The organism is Rhodococcus sp. BH4 (genome assembly GCF_002079265.1).
Classification (GTDB): Bacteria; Actinomycetota; Actinomycetes; order Mycobacteriales; family Mycobacteriaceae; genus Rhodococcus_F; species Rhodococcus_F qingshengii.
The window spans coordinates 3,731,183-3,748,983 of sequence record NZ_CP014941.1 but is presented as its reverse complement, the minus strand read 5'-3'; the positions used below and the strand labels follow the sequence as shown (position 1 = coordinate 3,748,983).

Annotated in this window: 17 protein-coding genes and 1 riboswitch; of the genes, 11 read left to right on the top strand and 6 right to left on the bottom strand. The window is 64.0% G+C overall.

What is annotated here, in order from left to right; all coding sequences use genetic code 11:
- Positions 1 to 23: 23 nt before the first annotated feature.
- The 3 genes from qcrA to ctaE form a co-directional block, all read right to left on the bottom strand.
- Complete coding sequence (gene qcrA / locus A0W34_RS17170) at positions 24 to 1,166, bottom strand: cytochrome bc1 complex Rieske iron-sulfur subunit (protein WP_007730058.1); 1,143 nt, start codon at positions 1,164 to 1,166, stop codon at positions 24 to 26.
- Entirely contained in the window at positions 1,163 to 2,014 is an 852-nt protein-coding gene (gene qcrC, locus A0W34_RS17165; RefSeq protein ID WP_003941682.1) for a cytochrome bc1 complex diheme cytochrome c subunit, read from the bottom strand. The genes qcrA and qcrC overlap by 4 nt, the downstream gene beginning before the upstream one ends.
- Positions 2,015 to 2,078: 64 nt before the next feature.
- Complete coding sequence (gene ctaE, locus A0W34_RS17160; protein WP_007730060.1) at positions 2,079 to 2,690, bottom strand: aa3-type cytochrome oxidase subunit III; 612 nt, start codon at positions 2,688 to 2,690, stop codon at positions 2,079 to 2,081.
- Between the two features lie 127 nt (positions 2,691 to 2,817).
- On the opposite strand from ctaE, the gene A0W34_RS17155 reads away from it, so the two are divergent.
- The gene (locus tag A0W34_RS17155) at positions 2,818 to 3,306 is read left to right on the top strand and encodes a hypothetical protein (RefSeq protein ID WP_030537046.1); all 489 of its coding nucleotides are present in this window, start codon (positions 2,818 to 2,820) and stop codon (positions 3,304 to 3,306) included.
- 139 nt (positions 3,307 to 3,445) lie between these two features.
- Positions 3,446 to 4,537, top strand: coding sequence for an anthranilate phosphoribosyltransferase (gene trpD, locus A0W34_RS17150; protein ID WP_003941751.1), 1,092 nt, complete (start codon positions 3,446 to 3,448; stop codon positions 4,535 to 4,537).
- Positions 4,538 to 4,545: 8 nt separating this feature from the next.
- Here trpD and A0W34_RS17145 read toward each other — a convergent pair whose 3' ends face one another.
- A complete protein-coding gene (locus A0W34_RS17145; protein WP_003941677.1) occupies positions 4,546 to 4,821 on the bottom strand; it encodes an Lrp/AsnC family transcriptional regulator in 276 nt (91 codons plus the stop codon).
- Between the two features lie 78 nt (positions 4,822 to 4,899).
- Complete coding sequence (locus A0W34_RS17140) at positions 4,900 to 6,660, bottom strand: DEDD exonuclease domain-containing protein (protein ID WP_198035655.1); 1,761 nt, start codon at positions 6,658 to 6,660, stop codon at positions 4,900 to 4,902.
- Positions 6,661 to 7,181: 521 nt separating this feature from the next.
- Positions 7,182 to 7,360: riboswitch (cyclic di-AMP (ydaO/yuaA leader) on the top strand.
- A gap of 14 nt (positions 7,361 to 7,374) precedes the next feature.
- On the opposite strand from A0W34_RS17140, the gene A0W34_RS17135 reads away from it, so the two are divergent.
- The 4 genes from A0W34_RS17135 (at position 7,375) to A0W34_RS17120 (ending at position 11,948) form a co-directional block, all read left to right on the top strand.
- Positions 7,375 to 7,932, top strand: coding sequence for a C40 family peptidase (locus A0W34_RS17135; RefSeq protein WP_003941754.1), 558 nt, complete (start codon positions 7,375 to 7,377; stop codon positions 7,930 to 7,932).
- Between the two features lie 324 nt (positions 7,933 to 8,256).
- Entirely contained in the window at positions 8,257 to 9,309 is a 1,053-nt protein-coding gene (locus tag A0W34_RS17130; protein WP_003941704.1) for a C40 family peptidase, read from the top strand.
- Between the two features lie 74 nt (positions 9,310 to 9,383).
- On the top strand, positions 9,384 to 10,742 hold the full coding sequence (locus A0W34_RS17125; protein ID WP_223304499.1) for a peptidase MA family metallohydrolase: 1,359 nt from the start codon (positions 9,384 to 9,386) through the stop codon (positions 10,740 to 10,742).
- 78 nt (positions 10,743 to 10,820) lie between these two features.
- Entirely contained in the window at positions 10,821 to 11,948 is a 1,128-nt protein-coding gene (locus tag A0W34_RS17120) for a glycosyltransferase family 4 protein (RefSeq protein ID WP_003941734.1), read from the top strand.
- Between the two features lie 96 nt (positions 11,949 to 12,044).
- Here the strand turns inward: A0W34_RS17120 and A0W34_RS17115 are convergent, their stop codons facing one another.
- Positions 12,045 to 13,856, bottom strand: a complete 1,812-nt coding sequence (locus A0W34_RS17115) for an AMP-dependent synthetase/ligase (protein WP_003941777.1) — start codon at positions 13,854 to 13,856, stop codon at positions 12,045 to 12,047.
- A gap of 159 nt (positions 13,857 to 14,015) precedes the next feature.
- On the opposite strand from A0W34_RS17115, the gene A0W34_RS17110 reads away from it, so the two are divergent.
- From A0W34_RS17110 to A0W34_RS17090, 5 genes are all read left to right on the top strand, one after another.
- Positions 14,016 to 14,402, top strand: coding sequence for a hypothetical protein (locus A0W34_RS17110; RefSeq protein WP_003941776.1), 387 nt, complete (start codon positions 14,016 to 14,018; stop codon positions 14,400 to 14,402).
- A 63-nt stretch (positions 14,403 to 14,465) separates the two neighbouring features.
- Positions 14,466 to 14,903: an SRPBCC family protein gene (locus A0W34_RS17105; protein WP_081557985.1), complete on the top strand. Its 438-nt coding sequence runs from the start codon at positions 14,466 to 14,468 to the stop codon at positions 14,901 to 14,903.
- A complete protein-coding gene (locus A0W34_RS17100; protein ID WP_003941793.1) occupies positions 14,904 to 16,154 on the top strand; it encodes an ArsA family ATPase in 1,251 nt (416 codons plus the stop codon).
- Positions 16,151 to 16,546 (top strand): hypothetical protein, encoded by a 396-nt coding sequence (locus tag A0W34_RS17095; protein WP_007730069.1) that lies wholly within the window; start codon positions 16,151 to 16,153, stop codon positions 16,544 to 16,546. Before A0W34_RS17100 ends, A0W34_RS17095 begins: the two co-directional genes overlap by 4 nt.
- 124 nt (positions 16,547 to 16,670) lie before the next feature.
- Entirely contained in the window at positions 16,671 to 17,711 is a 1,041-nt protein-coding gene (locus A0W34_RS17090; RefSeq protein WP_020969875.1) for an ROK family protein, read from the top strand.
- Positions 17,712 to 17,801: the final 90 nt, after the last annotated feature.

The following is a 17,801-nucleotide window of genomic DNA, read 5'->3' as shown; positions in this document are numbered from 1 at the left end:
GGACGGTTTGGTTGTTGTTGTGGTCACGGTCGACGCTCCCAAAATGCCGGGCCGAGTGCTTCGATGAAGTCACCGTCGGCGACCAGGAAGCCCTCTTCGTTCACTGTAATAGGCAACTGCGGAAGTGCGCGAGCAGCGGGACCGAAGATCGGCTTGCCGTAGGTCAGTGCGTCGAACTGCGACTGGTGGCAGGGGCACAGAATACGGTTGCTCTGCTGTTCGTAGAGCGAGGTGGGGCAACCCAGGTGGGTGCAGATCTTCGAGTAGGCGAAGTAATCGCCGTAGTTGAAGCTTTCCTGGCCCTTACGCTTGGTGACACGCGCGGTGTCTTCCGTGCGGAGGCGGATGAGCATCACCGAGTTACGAATGCCGCGCAGTGCTGCGAGCAGAGCGTGCTCGTCGCCACGGTCGGACTCGCGGAACGGGAAGACCGTTTCCATCGAACCGGCATCGAGATCTTCCGGGCGAACGAGGACGATGTCCTCGGGACGGCCGGTGTCACGACGCAGGTAGATGGTCTCGCCCGGGTAGTTCGGGGTCCAGCCGGACACCCACAGAGGTGAGTCGTCGCCCTTGGCCCACGGGTTCTTGATGAGTCCGCCGAGGGGCATGACCATCATGACGCCGAGTGCGCCGCCGCCGAACATCAAGCTGCGCTTGATGGCCTTGCGGCGGGGGAGGGTGGACGTCTCGAGGGTATCGCCGAGCTCGGCGACGATCGTGCGACGATCGACCTCGGTGGAACCACCGTCGTGGCGGTCCTGGATCGAGACCTCTTCGGGGATGAACTTCTTCGTGAACTGAACGGCACCGATGCCGACGCCGAGAATCGCCAGACCCATGGTCAAGCCGATCAGCGGGGTGTACAGGCTGTACTTGCCGTAGTTCTCGTCACCGGCGCCTGCGTACTCCCAGGGCCAGAACAGGTAGATCGCGATGAACGCGATCGCCGAAACGCCGGCGAGGCCGAACCAGAAGGCGACGTTGCGCTCGGCGCGCTTTTCCGCCCTGGTGCCCTTTACCGACCAACGATCACGGCGGTAGACGACATCGACGCCATCGAGATTGGTACCCAGCTTGACCAGGTCGTCGCGTGACATCGCGTCGAGCTCTTCATCTGTGTACTTCTTAGGCGTATCGCCGCCATGCTGGCCAGCGTCGCTCATGACCTTGCTCCGATCCACAATGCTGCACCGACGACAGCGATGATTCCGACGGCCCACATGGCGAGACCCTCAGAGGCCGGACCGAGGCCACCGAGCCCGTACCCACCGGGGTCCTTCGACTCGCCCGACGACTTGACGTAGGCGATGATGTCCTTCTTCTCCTCGATCGTCAGCTGACGATCCGAGAACTTCGGCATGTTCTGGGGACCGGTAACCATGGCAGCGTAGATCTGCTGCTCGCTGGCCGGATCCAGGACCGGGGCGTACTTGCCCGAGGACAGTGCGCCACCGCGGCCGGTGAAGTTGTGGCACGACGCGCAGTTGAGCCGGAAGAGCTCACTGCCGCGTCCGACGTCGCCACCGCGCAGCGAGGACTGGGCGATTTCGCCGTTCTCGTCGCGGATGAGCGTCGGGCCGCCGCCGTTGGCCTGGATGAAAGCGCCGAGGGCGTCGGTCTGCGCAGCATCGAACTTGGGGTCCTTGCGTGCAGCCTGGGCCTCGTTGCGAGCTGCCGGCATACGACCAGAGGAGACCTGGAAGTACACGGCTGCTTCGCCGACGCCGATGAGGCTGGGACCGCGGTCCTGCACGCCCTGCAAGTTCGCGCCGTGGCACGTGATGCATGACGTGTCGTACAGCTGCTTGCCTTCACGAATCAGGGCTGCTGAATCGTCACTGGCGGTCGCAACCTGCGGAGCTGGTGTCAACGCCGAAGCGAGGAAACCTGCGCTGATCAATCCCATCATCAATACGAGCGCGCCAGTGACGCGCCGGCGGATTTTCCGCTGGCGACGCGACTTCGCGGCATTCGCTGAGTTATCGGATGCGGGAGGGGGGGATGAACTCATCTGTATCCCTTTGGTATGTCGGGACGGAACTGGACGTCAGGGGCTGCCTGGGGCGTACAGCTGATTAACGGATGAAATAAATCGTGGCAAACAGCGCGATCCACACGATGTCGACAAAGTGCCAGTAGTACGAAACAACGATCGCGGCGGTGGCCTGGGCGGGCGTGAACTTGCTGACCCGGGTACGTGCGATCAAGAAGACGAAGGCGATGAGACCGCCGATGACGTGCAGACCGTGGAAGCCGGTGGTCATGTAGAACACCGAGCCGTACACGCTGCTCGAAATCGTGGTGCCCTCGTGCACGAGGTGGTAGTACTCGTAACCCTGGCCGGCGACGAAGAACGCCCCCATGACCAAGGTGATGGTGTACCAGCGACGAAGTCCGAAGACGTCGCCACGCTCAGCCGCGAAGACACCCATCTGGCAGGTGAACGAAGATGCGATAAGCACCAAGGTCACCGGCACGGCCAGATACAGGTTCAATTCGGTTGGCTCCGGCGGCCAATTTCCGTTCGCCTGAGCTCGTGCCACGAAGTACATGGCAAAGAGCCCTGCGAAGAACATGAGCTCACTTGACAACCACACGATGGTGCCAACGCTGACCATATTCGGCCGGTTCAGCGAGTGCACGCGTTGGGTGATTGCCGATCCTGAAGTCCCTACTGCGCTCGTCACAGACAGAAGTATGACGCTTCGTCGTAAGAGACGACCACTCGGGTCCACCATCGGCGCGTCGCTCGGCTCGAGTTCGCGGGATCGGGCGGCGAACGCGCTGGTGGCGTGGTCGGAATATGCTGGCGCGATGGCAGCTACACACAAGAGTAGACCGTGGTTCCTGAGAATTTTCGGCACGAAGATTCCGACACCGCTCGATGCAGGGCGGTCGGATCTGGTCGTCGTTGCCGAAGGCTTCGACGACGCCGAGGCGAGCTCGACGGCTCTCGAACGTGCCGCCTCCACCGAGCCGGAGTTCAGGGCGGAGTCCGAAGTGGTTCTGCGGCATCATCTCGACCTCCCGGAGGGCTCGGTAGCCGATGCCGAGAGCATCGTCGCCCAGGACGGATATGTGCGAGGCGTGGGTCGGCCCGAGGACGTGACTCCGGTGGTCGAGAATTCGGTTCGCGTCGTCTTCGAGCGTGTCCAGGTGCTTGACGCCCTGCATTGCTCCCAGGAGCGGTCACGAATGGCTGGTCTGGCGCAGCGACTCGGTGGTTCGGTCGCCGGGTGGGACGCGCTCCAGCCCCCGATACTTGCGGAGGCGCCGCCCAAACGCGGTCGCAGAAAGTCCTGAGCGGCCCTATTCGGTTTCCTCGTTACCTCACTGACTAGGCTGCGAGGGTCATCGGCAGCACAAAATGGCAGCGCGAAACGACAGCTCGAAACGACAGCTCGAAATCCAGCCCACTTGAACGACAGGGGACCAAGGCACTATGGCCGGCACCGACGCATCCAACGCCGTGAACGTCGATTCGAGTGCAGTGGTGCGGTCCTGGCCGATGATTCTCGGTTTGCTCACGGACGGCAGTGACTTGTCGGAAGCCGACAGTCGCTGGGCTATGGGCGAGATCATGTCGGACAACGCCACCTCCGCTCAGATCGCTGCTTTCGGGGTCGGTCTGAAGATGAAGGGAGAAACCCCCGCGGAGTTGGAAGGGCTCGCCGCCGCGATGCTCGAACACTCCAGGCGCGTGCCGGTCGATTCCGACGTCGTCGACATCGTCGGCACGGGTGGTGACCGCTCCAACACGGTGAACATCTCGACGATGGCCTCGATCGTGGTTGCCGCGTCCGGTGTGCGAGTTGTCAAGCACGGCAACCGCGCTGCTTCGTCCAAGAGCGGTGGCGCCGACGTGCTCGAGGCGCTCGGCGTTCGCATCAACCTCGGGCCGGAGCAGGTTGCGAGGTGCGTCGAAGAGGTCGGCATCGGCTTTTGTTTCGCGCCGGTCTTCCATCCCGCACTGCGCTTTGCGGCGGTGCCTCGCAAGGAGATCGGCATTCCGACGGCATTCAACGTCCTCGGTCCACTGACCAATCCGGCTCGTCCGCGTGCCGGGCTGATCGGGTGCGCATTTCCGAAACTGATCTCGGTCGTCGCGGGAGTCCTTGCGCAGCGCGGTAATTCGGCGTTGGTGGTACGGGGAGACGACGGACTGGACGAACTGACCACATCGACGACGTCGACGGTTCACATCGTCGGGGGTGGAAGTGTGCGAACTGTCACGCTGGATCCGCGTGACCTCGGAATCGACCGCGTTCCTCTCGAAGAGTTGCGTGGAGGCGACGCCGAAATCAACGCCACCGTCGCCAGAACGCTGCTTTCCGGGCAGAAGGGGCCGGTCCGGGACGCGGTCCTGCTGAACGCGGGAGCGGCCATCGCGGCATTCAACGGTGTCGGCGACGATCTCGAGAGTGCGATCTCTGCCGGGATGACTGCAGCCGCTGCCGCGATCGACAGCGGCGCGGGCGCTGAACTGCTTCACAAGTGGGCGGCGCTCACCGCCGAGCTGGCCGACCAAGCCTGATCGAGGGGCTATTCACCCAGCGAGAAACCGGCCTCGACGTCTGCGCTGGAGAATGACTGGAACGCAATGTGTGTGGCGGTTCGGAGAACGCCGGGCACCTTGTTGATTCCTCCGGTGACCACGTCGGCGATCTGGGCGTGGTCACGCACTTTCACGATGGCGATCAAATCGACGTCACCTGCGCACGAGTAGACCTCGGTCACTCCGGACAGGTCGGCGACGGCCTGCGCGGTTTCCGGGATCCGAGCGGACTCGGCGTGAATCATGACGATGGCGTTGATCATTTCTCTCCTCGATTTCCCTGCGGGTTGTGATGACCCGGTGGTTTCGATCGAGCTTAGGGGTGCCGCCCCGCCGTTACGTCATCGATGTTCGGATTCGGTTCCGGCTCGGGCGAGTCGGCACCAGGCTTCCCACTTGCCGGCGCCGCTCACAGGTTCGACGTATCCGGATGTCGCCGACACGATTCGGACACCGTCCGACGAGAGCCACCTTGCGATCAGTCCCAGTTCTTCGGGTGACGCGCCGCGGAACGGGGCGTCGTCCGGTAGGACGGTTTCGGCCGCCGCGGTGATGGCGTCGACGACGGGCATCGGGTGAGTCCCACGTCTGGCGAGCCCGGCGGACGCGAGACGCCCGGACCGGATCACCGACAGCTCCCAGCCGCCGTCTCCGGTGGGGCGGGCGAGAACGAGTTGTTCGATCGCCGCGACTGCGGCGAGTCGCTGAGTGCGCCGCACTGCGGTGGCGACTGCGACCGTTCGGTCACGCAGACGAGCAGCATTCTCGAACAACGCGTGTGCGGACAGCTCGTCGATCCGGGCCTGCATCTGTTGGAGGGGAGCGTCGTTGGTTCCTCGGAAGAATCCACGCACGGTCTCAGGGGCGGCCGCGTAGTCCTCTGCGTTGATTTCCGGGGTCCAGGAGGCTGGACACGCCCCCAGTTCGCGAGCGGGGCAGTCAGGGCCGTGAACGGCGCCGCGTCCGAGACGCTTGGTACACGTGCGCAGACGACTGAACTCTGCGACGGTGTCGGCGACGTCGACTGCGTCGGCGCGAGAGGTGAACGGGCCGATCGAATCGGCCGTGGGCGTGCGAACCACGGACAGTCTCGGAAACGCCTCGTCGGTGAGGGTGATCCACCAACCTCGCTTGGGAAACTTGGAGCGACGGTTGTACGGCGGCGCATGCGCGCTCAGCAGTCGTAGTTCACGCACCCCGGCTTCGAGAGCGTGCGCGCACTCGACATGGTCCACGCGGGTGGCCAGCGCGACCATTTCCTTCATCCGGCCGCGGGTCTCCGAACCGGTGAAGTAGTTGCGGACGCGGCGTCGAAGGTCGGTAGCAGTTCCTATGTAGAGGGCTTCGTCGGAAGGACCGCGGAAAAGGTAGACACCGGGGCTTCGCGGCAGGTTTGCGGCGAAGGACCGTTTGGCCCGTTGATGCGAGGAAATGTTGGGCAGGTAGTCGACTAGTTCGCTGTAACTGTGGACACCCTGGTTTCCGACCCTGTCGATCAGTCCGTGGAGGACGTCGACGGTCGCACGCGCGTCGTCGAGAGCCCGGTGCGTCGGCTGGGTGGTCACTTGGAAGAGATGGGCGAGTGCGGAGAGCTTCACCGAAGGTGCTTCGTCGCGTGTGAGTACGCGCCGGGCGAGTTTGACGGTGCACAGGACACGGAACGCGGGCCACGGGCGCGCGCTGCGTGACGCCGCTGCTTTGAGGAAACCGATGTCGAACGGCGCGTTGTGTGCCACCAGCACCGCGCCCTCGGCGAACTCGAGAAATGCAGGCAGGACACGTTCGATGGGAGGTGCGCCGATCAGCATGGCCGTGGTGATTCCGGTCAGTTCGACTATGTAGGGCGGAATCGACCGGCCGGGGTCGACGAGTGTTGCCATTTCGCCCAGTACCTCGCCGCCGCGGATCTTGACGGCGCCGATCTCGGTGATGGAGTCCTGGTCGGCGCTGCCCCCTGTGGTCTCGAGGTCGACGACGACAAATGTTGTCTCGCTCAGCGGTGTGTCCAGTTCGTCGAAGCTCAGTTGCCGCCCGACGTCGAACTTCTCCCCGTCGGAGAACGGGGGCGGAGACGGAAATTCTCGGGCCGAGGCGGGACTCACACCGCAGACAGTAGAAGTACCCCCCGACACGAATTCGAGAGTGCAGACACGGAATCCGACCCGCACGGACTTCCATTGCGAAATCGGTGGATGAACGCCCGACAAAGGTAGGAGAGACGAGGATCACACTTGCGGTGGGAACTCGCGAATGTGGACGCGCGCCTACTTGTGAGTAGGGCGAGTCGAGGGGTCTTCGGTGCGTCTGTCGATGGCTGAAACCGCGTCCGTGACCGGAACAAGTTCTAGTTTCAAGTAATCATCGTTGAACTGCATGGAAGATCGGATTGTCGGGTTTGGTGAGCCTTGGCAGTGGGTAGCGGGCGCGGGTTTGACGGCCTGGAGTGGGTCGCCGAACCGACCTGTTGTTATCTCCCCGTGACCCGCCGGGCGTATCGCGGGCGCGGCACCACGATTTCCGGCGAATCGGGCGCGATTGTCACGAAGCGGTCGACATCGTCGCGATCATTTCGTAACCTTCCTGAGACCTAACGAAGTCTTGCCGGACCAAACAGGACCGGCATCGTCAGGAACCGCCTAATCGGGATCTCCGCGAGGAACCCGAACCGGGAACCCAAGTTTCCACTGGGGTGAATCCCGCCTGGGGTGCAGCACGCAGGATCGCTGCAGACCACGCGGGTAGGGCTGATCTTCCCAGCCCGAACCCGTCAGCTAACTCGGTCGGCGGATGAATGGAAGAAATGGAGCACCCCTTAAGTGGCGTCACAGAGTTTCAAGCGTTCAGCGCAGTTGGCAGTAGCCGGCGCGCTCGCAGTCGGAGCATTCGCTGCAACCGCTGCACCTGCCTCGGCAGACCCCATCACCATCCCCGGCGTCGGCACGTTCGAGGTTCCGGGCGTTTCTATTCCTCAGTTGCCGGTCATTCCGGGCATCACCGACATCGCACCGGCTGCACCGGCCGCTCCCATCTCCAGTGTTGGTGAGCAGGCAGTTCGCGCCGCAGAGAGCAAGCTGGGCTCCCCGTACGTGTACGGCGCAGCCGGCCCGGACGCATTCGACTGCTCCGGTCTCGTTCAGTGGGCATACAAGCAGGCCGGTCTCAACCTGCCTCGCACGAGCTACGACCAGGCTGCAGCCGGCGTTGCCGTCGCACAGTCCGATCTTCAGGTCGGCGACGTGATCTCCTTCTACGGCGGATCGCATTCGGGCATCTACGCCGGTAACGGCAATGTCATCCACGCGTCGACCGCTGGTCAGCCCGTGAAGCTCGCTCCGGTGTCCTCGATGCCGTACGACGGCGCTCGCCGTTACTGATTTCTGAACACGCTCGACGGCTGTCTCCGGTAGGCAGTCGGAACGATCCGCCGCTGTGATGCGGCGGAGCTCGGGGGAGCTCCGGATCTTCGAATGTGGGCCTCGAATCTTCGATTCGGGGCCCACATTTTCGTTTCGCGACAATTCGCCCGGTACTTCACCCCGACACGCCTACCGGCGAGTAGACACAAACGTATGCCGTTCCGTAACCTTATCGAGACATTGCGCGGCCGAGACAGGTACTGTGGATAGTTGACAGCCAGCTAACAGATCGTCGACCGGCCCCGGTCGGCGTCGCTTCACCGAGACGGAGAGTTGCATTCCGTGGTTTCATCGAAAAACAACAGTCGAGTACGGGCCGCATTGACAGTGGGAGTGCTGGCGTTCGGACTCGTTGCAGGGCCTTCGATGCAGGCCGGTGCCGACCCCGTCATCACCAACCCCACCGAGGCGCTCGACAAGCTCGGTGAACTCTCCCGGGTTTCCGAGCAGACCAACGAAGCGCTGCACAACGCGCAGATCGACCTCGACGCGAAGCTGGCAGTCGCGAATGATGCGGACGTGCGATCGGCAGCCGATCAGGGTCTTCTCGACGCGGCTTCGGCGCGCGTCGCCGAGTTCGCTCCGGCGGTAAACCGTATTGCCACAGCGAATTACCAGGGTGCGCGAACCAATCGCCTCTTTGCGTTGATGGTGAGCGACTCGCCGCAGCAGTTGCTCGACCAGATGTCTGCGCTCGACGTGATTTCCAACGACGCGGCAGTACAGGTCTCTCAGTTCAACCAAGCCACTGCCGATGCGCGTGCCGCCTCGGAAGCATCGAAGCGATCGGCCGAAGAAGCGCGAACCGCCGCCGATCAAGCCCGCGCACTCAGTGACGATTTGCAGCGCAAGCAGAGTGAACTGCAGACGCAGATCGCCGACGTGACCAAAGCCTTCCAGAATCTCACCGACGACGAACGTAACCAACTGAGCGGTACGCCTTTCCCGCCGGATGTCGATCTCAGCAAAATTCTGGCTAACTTGACCCCTGGCTCGGGTGCTGCTGCTCTGCAGGCAGGCCTCACGCGGATCGGTGACCCGTACGTCTGGGGCGCGACCGGCCCGAACGAGTTCGACTGCTCAGGTCTGGTGGTGTGGGCCTACAAGCAGATCGGAAAGACTCTGCCGCGATCGAGCCAAGCGCAGGCGCAGGGCGGTGTACCGGTGTCGAGGGACCAACTACAGCCCGGCGACGTCGTGACTTTCTACAGCGACAACTCGCATGTCGGCATCTACGCCGGCGACGGAAACATTCTGCATGCGTCGACGTTCGGCGTACCGGTGAAGGTCCAGTCGATGGCAGGCATGGAGTTCTCCACTGCGCGTCGTTACTGACGGCTTGCTGCGCCCGAGCGGCGTGTGGCCAGCCGCCGTGAAGCGTCGAGTCGAGTTCTCCTACACTCGGCACCGTGCCGACTGAACCGATGACGACGCCCGACGTCGGCGCAGATCGACCACGCCGTTGGGAGTATCCGGCCCTCGTGGCGCTCGGTGTAGCCGTGGTGCTCGTTCTGGGCCTGACGATCTTCCTGACGAACAGGTCCGATTCCGACGAAAATGCCGCCGCCGAACAGGACGCGGAACGCAGCGCTCAAGTCCAGAGCTTTCTCGATGCATGGGCCGCGGCTCAGATGTCCGACGATCCGTCGGGGCTGGCGAAGTTCGTCGACAGTGCCGCCGCACCCGGTGTGCTCGAGGCGGAAGTTCGACGAGCCACTGCTGCGGGAGCGCTTGAATTCTCCGACTGGGGATACGAGATTCCCAGCGGCGGCCTGACTCCGGCGCCGCGAACCGGTGCGCCGGGCGGAGACGTCGAAGTATGGAATGCGCAAGTTCTGTTGCGGTACGCCCTCGACGGCGTCGACGCATTGCCCACGCGCAAGGCAGTGTCCATGACGCTCGCGAAACGCGGCGATCAGTGGTCGGTTCTTGCGGACGGGTCGATCGTCGGACTGGACGGCGCCCGAACGGCGGGCGAATCCTGGAACGGCCCCTGGGACTTCGGCCCGCTTGCCGTCGCCGAGAATTCTGCGGGTAACGCGCTGGTGATCGGCCACCCGGGTCAGCAGGCGTTCGTCGACGCTTTGGCTGCCGATGTGGACTCAGCCATCGAGAACACGACGCAGTTGTGGGGGCCGTGGTGGTCCGAGCGCGCGGTGCTCATGGTGGCGGGGTCCGCTGAGGAATTCACCGCACTGGTCGGCTCCCATCACGACGGCGCTTCGATTGCTGCAGTGTCGGTCGCGGATGCGACGGCGGACGGGTCTTCCGACGTGAGTGGCCAGCGGGTGGTCTTCTCGCCTGCCGCGGCTTCGAGGTTGACCGACATCACCAGGCGAACGGTGTTGCGCCACGAACTGATGCACATAGCCGCCCGATCGAAAACCCGTGACGGGTCGCCGATGTGGGTATTGGAAGGGTTTGCCGAATACGCGGGAAACCGTGGATCCTCGCGGGCCTGGGGTGAGATCGCGCCGACTCTGGCGGCAGCGGTACGCTCCGGCGATACTCCGACCGAGTTTCCGGACGACACGCAGTTCAGCGGTGTACCGGTCGTGAGTTCACTGGCGTACGAATCGGCGTGGTCGATCAACGCGTATATCGCCGATCGATTCGGAGAAGCAAAGCTGACCGACCTCTTTCGCGCTCTCGCCTCCGGAAAGATGACGGCCGAAGACCTCGATTCGCGGATCCGAGCGGTCGTTGGCGTCGGAACCGAGGAACTGCGAGCCGGATGGGTCGACTGGACCAACAGCCATCTGGGCTGAGTAGTTCGCGGCTGGGTCGATTGCAGCGGCGAGGTGCCCTTCGCACGTTTGAAGCACCGAGTGCCCTACGGTGGACGGATGCGCCGGACCCTCTTGGTGACCAACGATTTTCCTCCTCGCCCCGGAGGTATCCAGTCCTATCTCCACACGTTCGCCGGGCATCTGCCGCCGGACAAGTTGGTGGTGTACGCACCGCGGTGGCGGGGCGACTCGCACAAGAAGTTCGATGCGGCACAGCCTTTCGAGGTCGTTCGGCACCCGACGACGCTGATGCTGCCGTCGCCTTTTGTCGCTCGTCGAGCCGCGAAGTTGGTCAAGAAGCACGACTGCGAGTCGGTCTGGTTCGGTGCGGCAGCGCCGTTGGCGTTGTTGGCACCGGTTGTTCGACGCGCCGGAGCGAGCCGAGTGATCGCGAGTACTCACGGCCACGAGGTCGGATGGTCGATGATTCCCGGTGCGCGGCAGTCGTTGCGTGTGATCGGTGACCACACCGATGCGGTGACGTTCGTCAGCAAATACACCCGTGGGCGGTTCTCGGCGGCCTTCGGCCCGCAAGCGGCGCTCGAGCACCTTCCTTCCGGAGTGGACACGTCAGTGTTCCACCCGGACTCGGTCGCCCGCGCGGAACTGCGTAAGCGATACGGGCTGGGCGAGCGGCCCACGATCCTGTGCCTGTCGCGGCTCGTGCCACGCAAGGGGCAGGACATGCTCATCAAGGCGCTGCCGACCGTACGCAAGAGCATTGACGGGGCGGTACTGGTGATCGTCGGAGGTGGGCCGTACGAGGACCATCTCCGCCAATTGGCGCGTAAGACCGGGATGGACGATCACGTCGTCTTCACGGGCACGGTGCCCGCCGCAGAGTTGGCAGCGCACCACACGATCGCCGACGTGTTCGCCATGCCGTGCCGTACCCGAGGCGCCGGATTGGACGTCGAAGGACTGGGAATCGTCTACCTCGAGGCCTCGGCTACCGGTGTGCCGGTCATCGCCGGGCGCAGTGGTGGCGCTCCGGAAACGGTGCAGCAGAACAAGACCGGGCTCGTGGTCGACGGCACCTCTGTTCGCGACGTCGCCGAATCCGTGATCGAGGTGCTGTCCGATCGTGATCGCGCGGCCGCGATGGGAGCAGCCGGCCGGGCATGGGTTGCCGAAGACTGGAAGTGGGACACGCTCGCTTCGAAACTGCGTAATCTCCTCGGCTGAGCAAACGGGACTCGAACGCGAACGGCCCGCACCGAATTCGGTGCGGGCCGTTCATGTCGGCACGTTCGTGTCGGCAGAGGGCTGATCGGCGAAAGACTACTTGGCGTAGATCTTTTCGATGTCGGCGGCAAAGCTCTCGTGCACGACGTTGCGCTTGAGCTTCATCGTGGGCGTGAGTTCGCCTGTGTCCTCGGAGAAGTCGACCGGAAGAATGCGGAACTTCTTGATCGCCTCGGCGTGTGAGACGAGCTTGTTGGCCTCGTCGATGGCGTCCTGGATTTCGCCGACCAGTTCGCCGTCCGAAACCAGGTCGGCCGCTGTGGTTCCTGCGGCCTTGTTGTTGCGCTCGTTCCAGGCGGGGAGAGCTTCGGCGTCGATGGTGATGAGGGCGCCGATGAAAGGCTTCTGGTCGCCGACCACGATGGCCTGGCTGATCAGCGGGTGCGCGCGAAGGGAATCCTCGAGCTGAGCGGGGGAGACGTTCTTGCCGCCTGCCGTGACGATGATTTCCTTCTTGCGGCCGGTGATGGTGATGTAGCCGTCCTTGTCGACGGTGCCGAGGTCGCCGGTGTGGAACCAGCCGTTCTCGATCGACTCGGCGGTCGCCTTCTCGTTGCGCCAGTAGCCGGTGAAGACCACCGGTCCCGAGAGGAGGATTTCGCCGTCTTCTGCGATACGAACGGAGTTGCCGGCCAACGGCTTTCCGACAGAACCGACCTTCTGTGCGCCGATGGTGTTGACGGCGAACGCTGCGGTGGTCTCGGTCAGTCCGTAGCCCTCGTAGATCGTGACACCGATACCGCGGAAGAAGTGGCCGAGTCGAGCGCCCAGAGGTGCACCACCGGAAATGGCCAGCTGGCACTGCCCGCCGAGCGCTGCGCGCAGCTTCGAGTACACGAGCTTGTCGAAGAGAGCGTGCTTGGCCTTGAGAACGATGCCGGCGCCGCCCTTGTCCTGCGCCTCGCTCCACGCGACGGCGGTGTCTGCGGCCGCGTCGAAGATCTTTCCCTTGCCGTCGCCGTGCGCCTTGGCGCGTGCGCTGTTGTAGACCTTCTCGAACACGCGCGGCACCGAGAGGATGAAGTCGGGCTTGAACTCGCCGAACGTCGGAACGAGGTTCGGGATGTCGCTCGTGTGCCCCAGCGCTGCACCGGCATCGAACGACGCGATGCTGACTGCGCGAGCGAGAACGTGCGCGAGCGGCAAGAACATCAGAGTGCGAACGCCAGGAGTCTTGAGCAGCGTGCCGAGGTTGGAGTCGAGGATGCCCTTCGACTCGGCAATCAGGTTGGAGTGCGTCAGCTGGCAGCCCTTGGGTCGGCCCGTGGTGCCCGACGTGTAGATCAGGGTCGCGGGATCGGATGCCTTCAGTGCAGCGACGCGGGCGTGGACGTCCTCGTCGGAGATGTCGGCGCCCAGTGCGGTCAATTCCTCGACAACACCTTTACCGCCTGCCGCGGCATCGATCTGGTACACCGTGCGCAGCGCGGGGGCGGCTGCAGCGACGTCCTTCACGGTCGCGGCATGTGCGTCGTTCTCGACGATGAGGTCGATTGCTTCGGAGTCCTCGAGAATCCAGCGAACCTGCTCGGCTGCGGAGGTTTCGTAGATCGGAACCGTCACGCCGCCGGCCGCCCAGATGGCGTAGTCGACGAGCGGCCATTCGAAGCGAGTCGCCGACATGAGGCCGACGCGATCGCCCTGCTCGACTCCGATCGCGATCAGGCCCTTGGCGACGGCAGTCACCTGAGCGGCGAAATCGCCTGCAGTGACATCGACCCATGCATTTCCGACTTTGCGCTTGTAGACAACCGCCGCCGGCTTCGTCTTCGCGAAGGCGAAGACCGAGTCGACCGCGGAGGCATCCTCGGGAATGGTGAACGTCTGGGGTGCGCTGAACTCAGGCACGAAATACCTCCGACACTGCGAAATACTGACGAGTAGGGTTTTCGTCTCCTACTGTAGTCGCATGTCCGACACAGTTGTGGCCAGGCTTACAGTCTGTCCGGTATGTAGTGTTGCGACACCCCTCGACGCTTCGCGGACGCGATGTGTGAAGCTACTTCGGTGAGCAGCATTCAGGTCGCAGACCAGACTTTCATCGCCGCCCCGCCCGAGCGGGTCGCCGAACTGTTGTCCTCGCGCGCGCAGTGGCGTCGCTGGTTCAGTGATCTCGAGCTCGAAGTCCGGGAAGATCGCGGTCCCGCAGGATTCCGTTGGGGGGTGTCCGGTCAGCTGGTCGGCACCATGGAGGTGTGGCTCGAACCGGTCATGGACGGGACGATCGCGCACTACTTCCTGCATTGTGAGCCGGTCGGCGTATCGCCGTCCGATCTGGCGACCCTCGACCTCGCCGGGATGAACCGCAAGCGTCGGGTCGACGGCAAGGTCATGTCGTTCCAGCTCAAACGCGAACTCGAAGCGGGACGTGCCGCCGGAGTAGCACCGGACTGATAATCGAAGCACTGCACGTTGTGCAGGTTCTGGACTTTTGACGAAGGAAGGTAGCGCAGTCGTATGGCCGAGAGGACCAAGGGGTTGATCAGCATCGACGCTCCTGCCGACGCCGTGATGGACGTCATCGCCGATTTCGAGCGGTACCCCGAGTGGGTGGCCGCGGCGAAGTCCGTCGAGGTGACGGCGCCGGGACAGGGCGGCCGCGCGGACCGAGTACGTTTCGTCCTCGACGCGGGGATGGTGAAGGACACCTACGAACTGCAGTATTCGTGGGCACCGGACGGTATGGCGGTGAGTTGGGAGCTGATCTCGGGCGAGATTCAGAAGTCCCAATTCGGTTCGTACACACTCGAGCCCGGCCCGAACGGCACCACGTCGGTCACCTACGAGTTGACGGTCGACCTGACGATTCCGATGATCGGACTGTTCAAGCGCAAGGCCGAGAAGATCATCACCGACACAGCTCTGAAGGAACTGAAGAAGCGAGTCGAGGGCTGAGTGCCGGAGCAACGATCGCGCGTCCAACTGTTCGTCGGTAAAGGCGGAGTAGGCACGACGACGCTTGCCGCAGCGACTGCTGTGTCGGCTGCGACCGATGGGGCGAGAGTGCTGCTCGTGTCGATCGATCAGGCAGGTTCTCTTGCAGACGTCCTGGGCGTGCCGAATCCGCGAACGACCACATCTCTCACCGAGCGTCTCGACGTCCGGCAACTCGACACGTCAGCGCTCCTCGAGGACAAGTTCCGAGGATTGTCGGGGTTGATCGACGCTGCAGGAACTTTCGGAGCGGGAGATCACGAACACGGTTCGTCGTTCGAGGGCTTGGAACCGGAAGAGTTGACGGGATCCCTGGGCATCCAAGACATGCTCGGGCTCGCCGAGATCGTCGACCTCTCGGACAGCGGCGACTACGACGTCGTGATCGTGGACTGTCCGGCCGCAGCCGAAGCGCTGCGGATACTCGGCTCGCCGTCGATGGTGTCGGAGTATCTCGAGCGATTGTGGCCGCGGCACAGGCGGATGGTCGCTGTGACAGGTACGGACATGCGGCTGCTCCTGCTCGTGTCCGTCGTCGAACGCGTGCTCGCGTCGGTGGATCGGATCGCGGTTCACCTCTCGGATCGGGAGAACACCGGCGTGCGTGTGGTGACGTCGGCCGACGGCGTGTCGGTCGCGGCGACTCGTCGGACGTTGTCCGGGCTGGCTCTGGCCGGGTTGCGAGTTGACGGGATTGTGGTCAACAACCTTGTCCCGCAGTTCAACTCGTCCGCCGGGAAGGGTGTCGACGATTCACCGGCGGCGCAGTGGCTCGCGTCGATCCGGGCGGCTCAGGCACTCGTCGTGGACGAACTGCGTGGATCAACCGATGGAATGTCCGTCACAACGGTCGAACGCGCTTGCGCCGAACCGGTAGGGTTGGCCGCTCTGGGCGAGATCGCGGCCACGTTCGAGGGTGGAGCGGGCACGGATTCGGGCACCGTCGGTACCGCGGACAACATCGTGGTGTCGTTGGAGTCCGGGACCGGAGTCGATTCGGTGTACGTGATGCGGATGTACCTTCCGCTCGTGGATCCGTCGTCGTTGTCGTTGGGCCGGGTGGAGGACGATGTGCTGGTGGGAGCAGACGGCGTACGACGCAGAGTTCGTTTGGCGTCGGTGCTGCGTCGTTGTGTCGTGAACGGGGCGGAGTTGGACGGCAGTTACCTGATCATCCGGTTCAGCCCGGATCCCGCGGTGTGGCCGGTATGAGCGAAGAGCACGAGCGCCTCGTCGCGGAGTTTCGCGCGCTGGCGGAAACCGTTCTGACGCGCCTGGAACCGGTGCTGCAGAAGGCCGCAGCAGCGACGGCAGACGTTGCGAGTGACTCGGCGTCCACGGACACGCAGCCGGTGTTCACCGGCTGCAGCTGGTGCCCGGTGTGCGCCCTCGCCGCACTGGTTCGCGGTGAGCACCACGAACTGTTGGCATTCCTCGCGGGTCAAGCAGCAGCATTCCTTGCGTTGCTTCGTGAGATTCTCGACGAGTTTCTCGGGGGGCCGTCAGGCCCCGATCGTGGACCCGAAGGCGGTCCGACGACGCCAGGTGCGGAGCGAACTCGCACGGCGGCATTTGTCCCGATCAACGTGACGGTCAAGGACTGACTCAGTACCCCGGGTAGAGCGAACGGCCCGAGATGAGCACAATCGACACAATGGTCACCGACGCACGAGGCACCGATTCAGGGTGCGCACTCCAGCGGACGCCGCTCGCGCGGGAATCGTCGCGATGAGCGCGCGCCGCTTGAAAGCGGTCTCCGACTCCACCATGGACGACATCTTGACGGTCGGCATCGACGTCGGCGGGACGAGTATCAGGGCCTCCGTCGTGGACGTCGACGGACAAGTGCTCGAGATGATTCAAGCCCCGACCCCGCAGTCGGCCAGGGCACTCGAAGACGGTCTCGATCGCGTCGTGCGCGAATTGGTCACCAGGCACGAGGTATCGGCCGTGGGGTTGGCGGTCGCCGGCTTCATCACCTCCGATCGAAGCTCGGTTCGGTTCGCTCCGCACTTGCCATGGGTGGACGCGCCGGTCGGAAGTGACTTGAGCAAGCGGCTCGGCTTGCCGGTCGTTCTCGAACACGACGCCAATGCAGCGGCGTTCGCGGAGCACCGATTCGGCGCGGCCGCAGGTGGCCGCAATGTCGTGATGGTGGCGATCGGGACCGGAATCGGTGGAGCGCTGCTGATCAACGGTGAGCTGTACCGGGGGAGTCACGGCGTCGCTCCCGAACTGGGCCACATCCAGGTCGTTCCGGGCGGGCGTCAGTGCGCGTGTGGCAAACGTGGGTGTTGGGAGCGCTATTGCAGCGGAACGGCGCTCGTCGACACGGCAATCGAACTGCTTGCCGCCGACCCGGCCGCGTCGACGGTCCTGGCGCGTGAGGTAGCGGTGGATCCTGGTTCGCTCACCGGTCGCCGGATCGCCAACGCCGCGCAGGACGGTGACCCACTCGCGCTGGCAACGATCGCCGAGTTCACCCGTTGGCTGGCCGTGGGTCTGGCCATGGTCGGTGACGTCTACGATCCCGATCTGGTCGTGATCGCCGGCGGCGTCGCGAGTTCTGCCCCACTGTTTCTCGACGACGCCCGCGAGCAATACGCGACATTGTTGACCGGGGCGAAGCACCGCCCACTGGCCCGCATCCGTTCCGCTCAGCTGGGCGAAGCTGCGGGCATGGTCGGCGCCGCCGCATTGGCCCGATCGGTAGTGCCTCAGGATCTCGGTGGGGTCGACGGCGCTGGAACCACGTCTGCCGGACTGTGATCGGGTCGATCCTGCAGGGGCGTGTGTAGCGGGGGTTACCGGTCGGCAGTAAGGTCGTACTCAGCGAAATTCAGCTGTGAATGGGAGGGA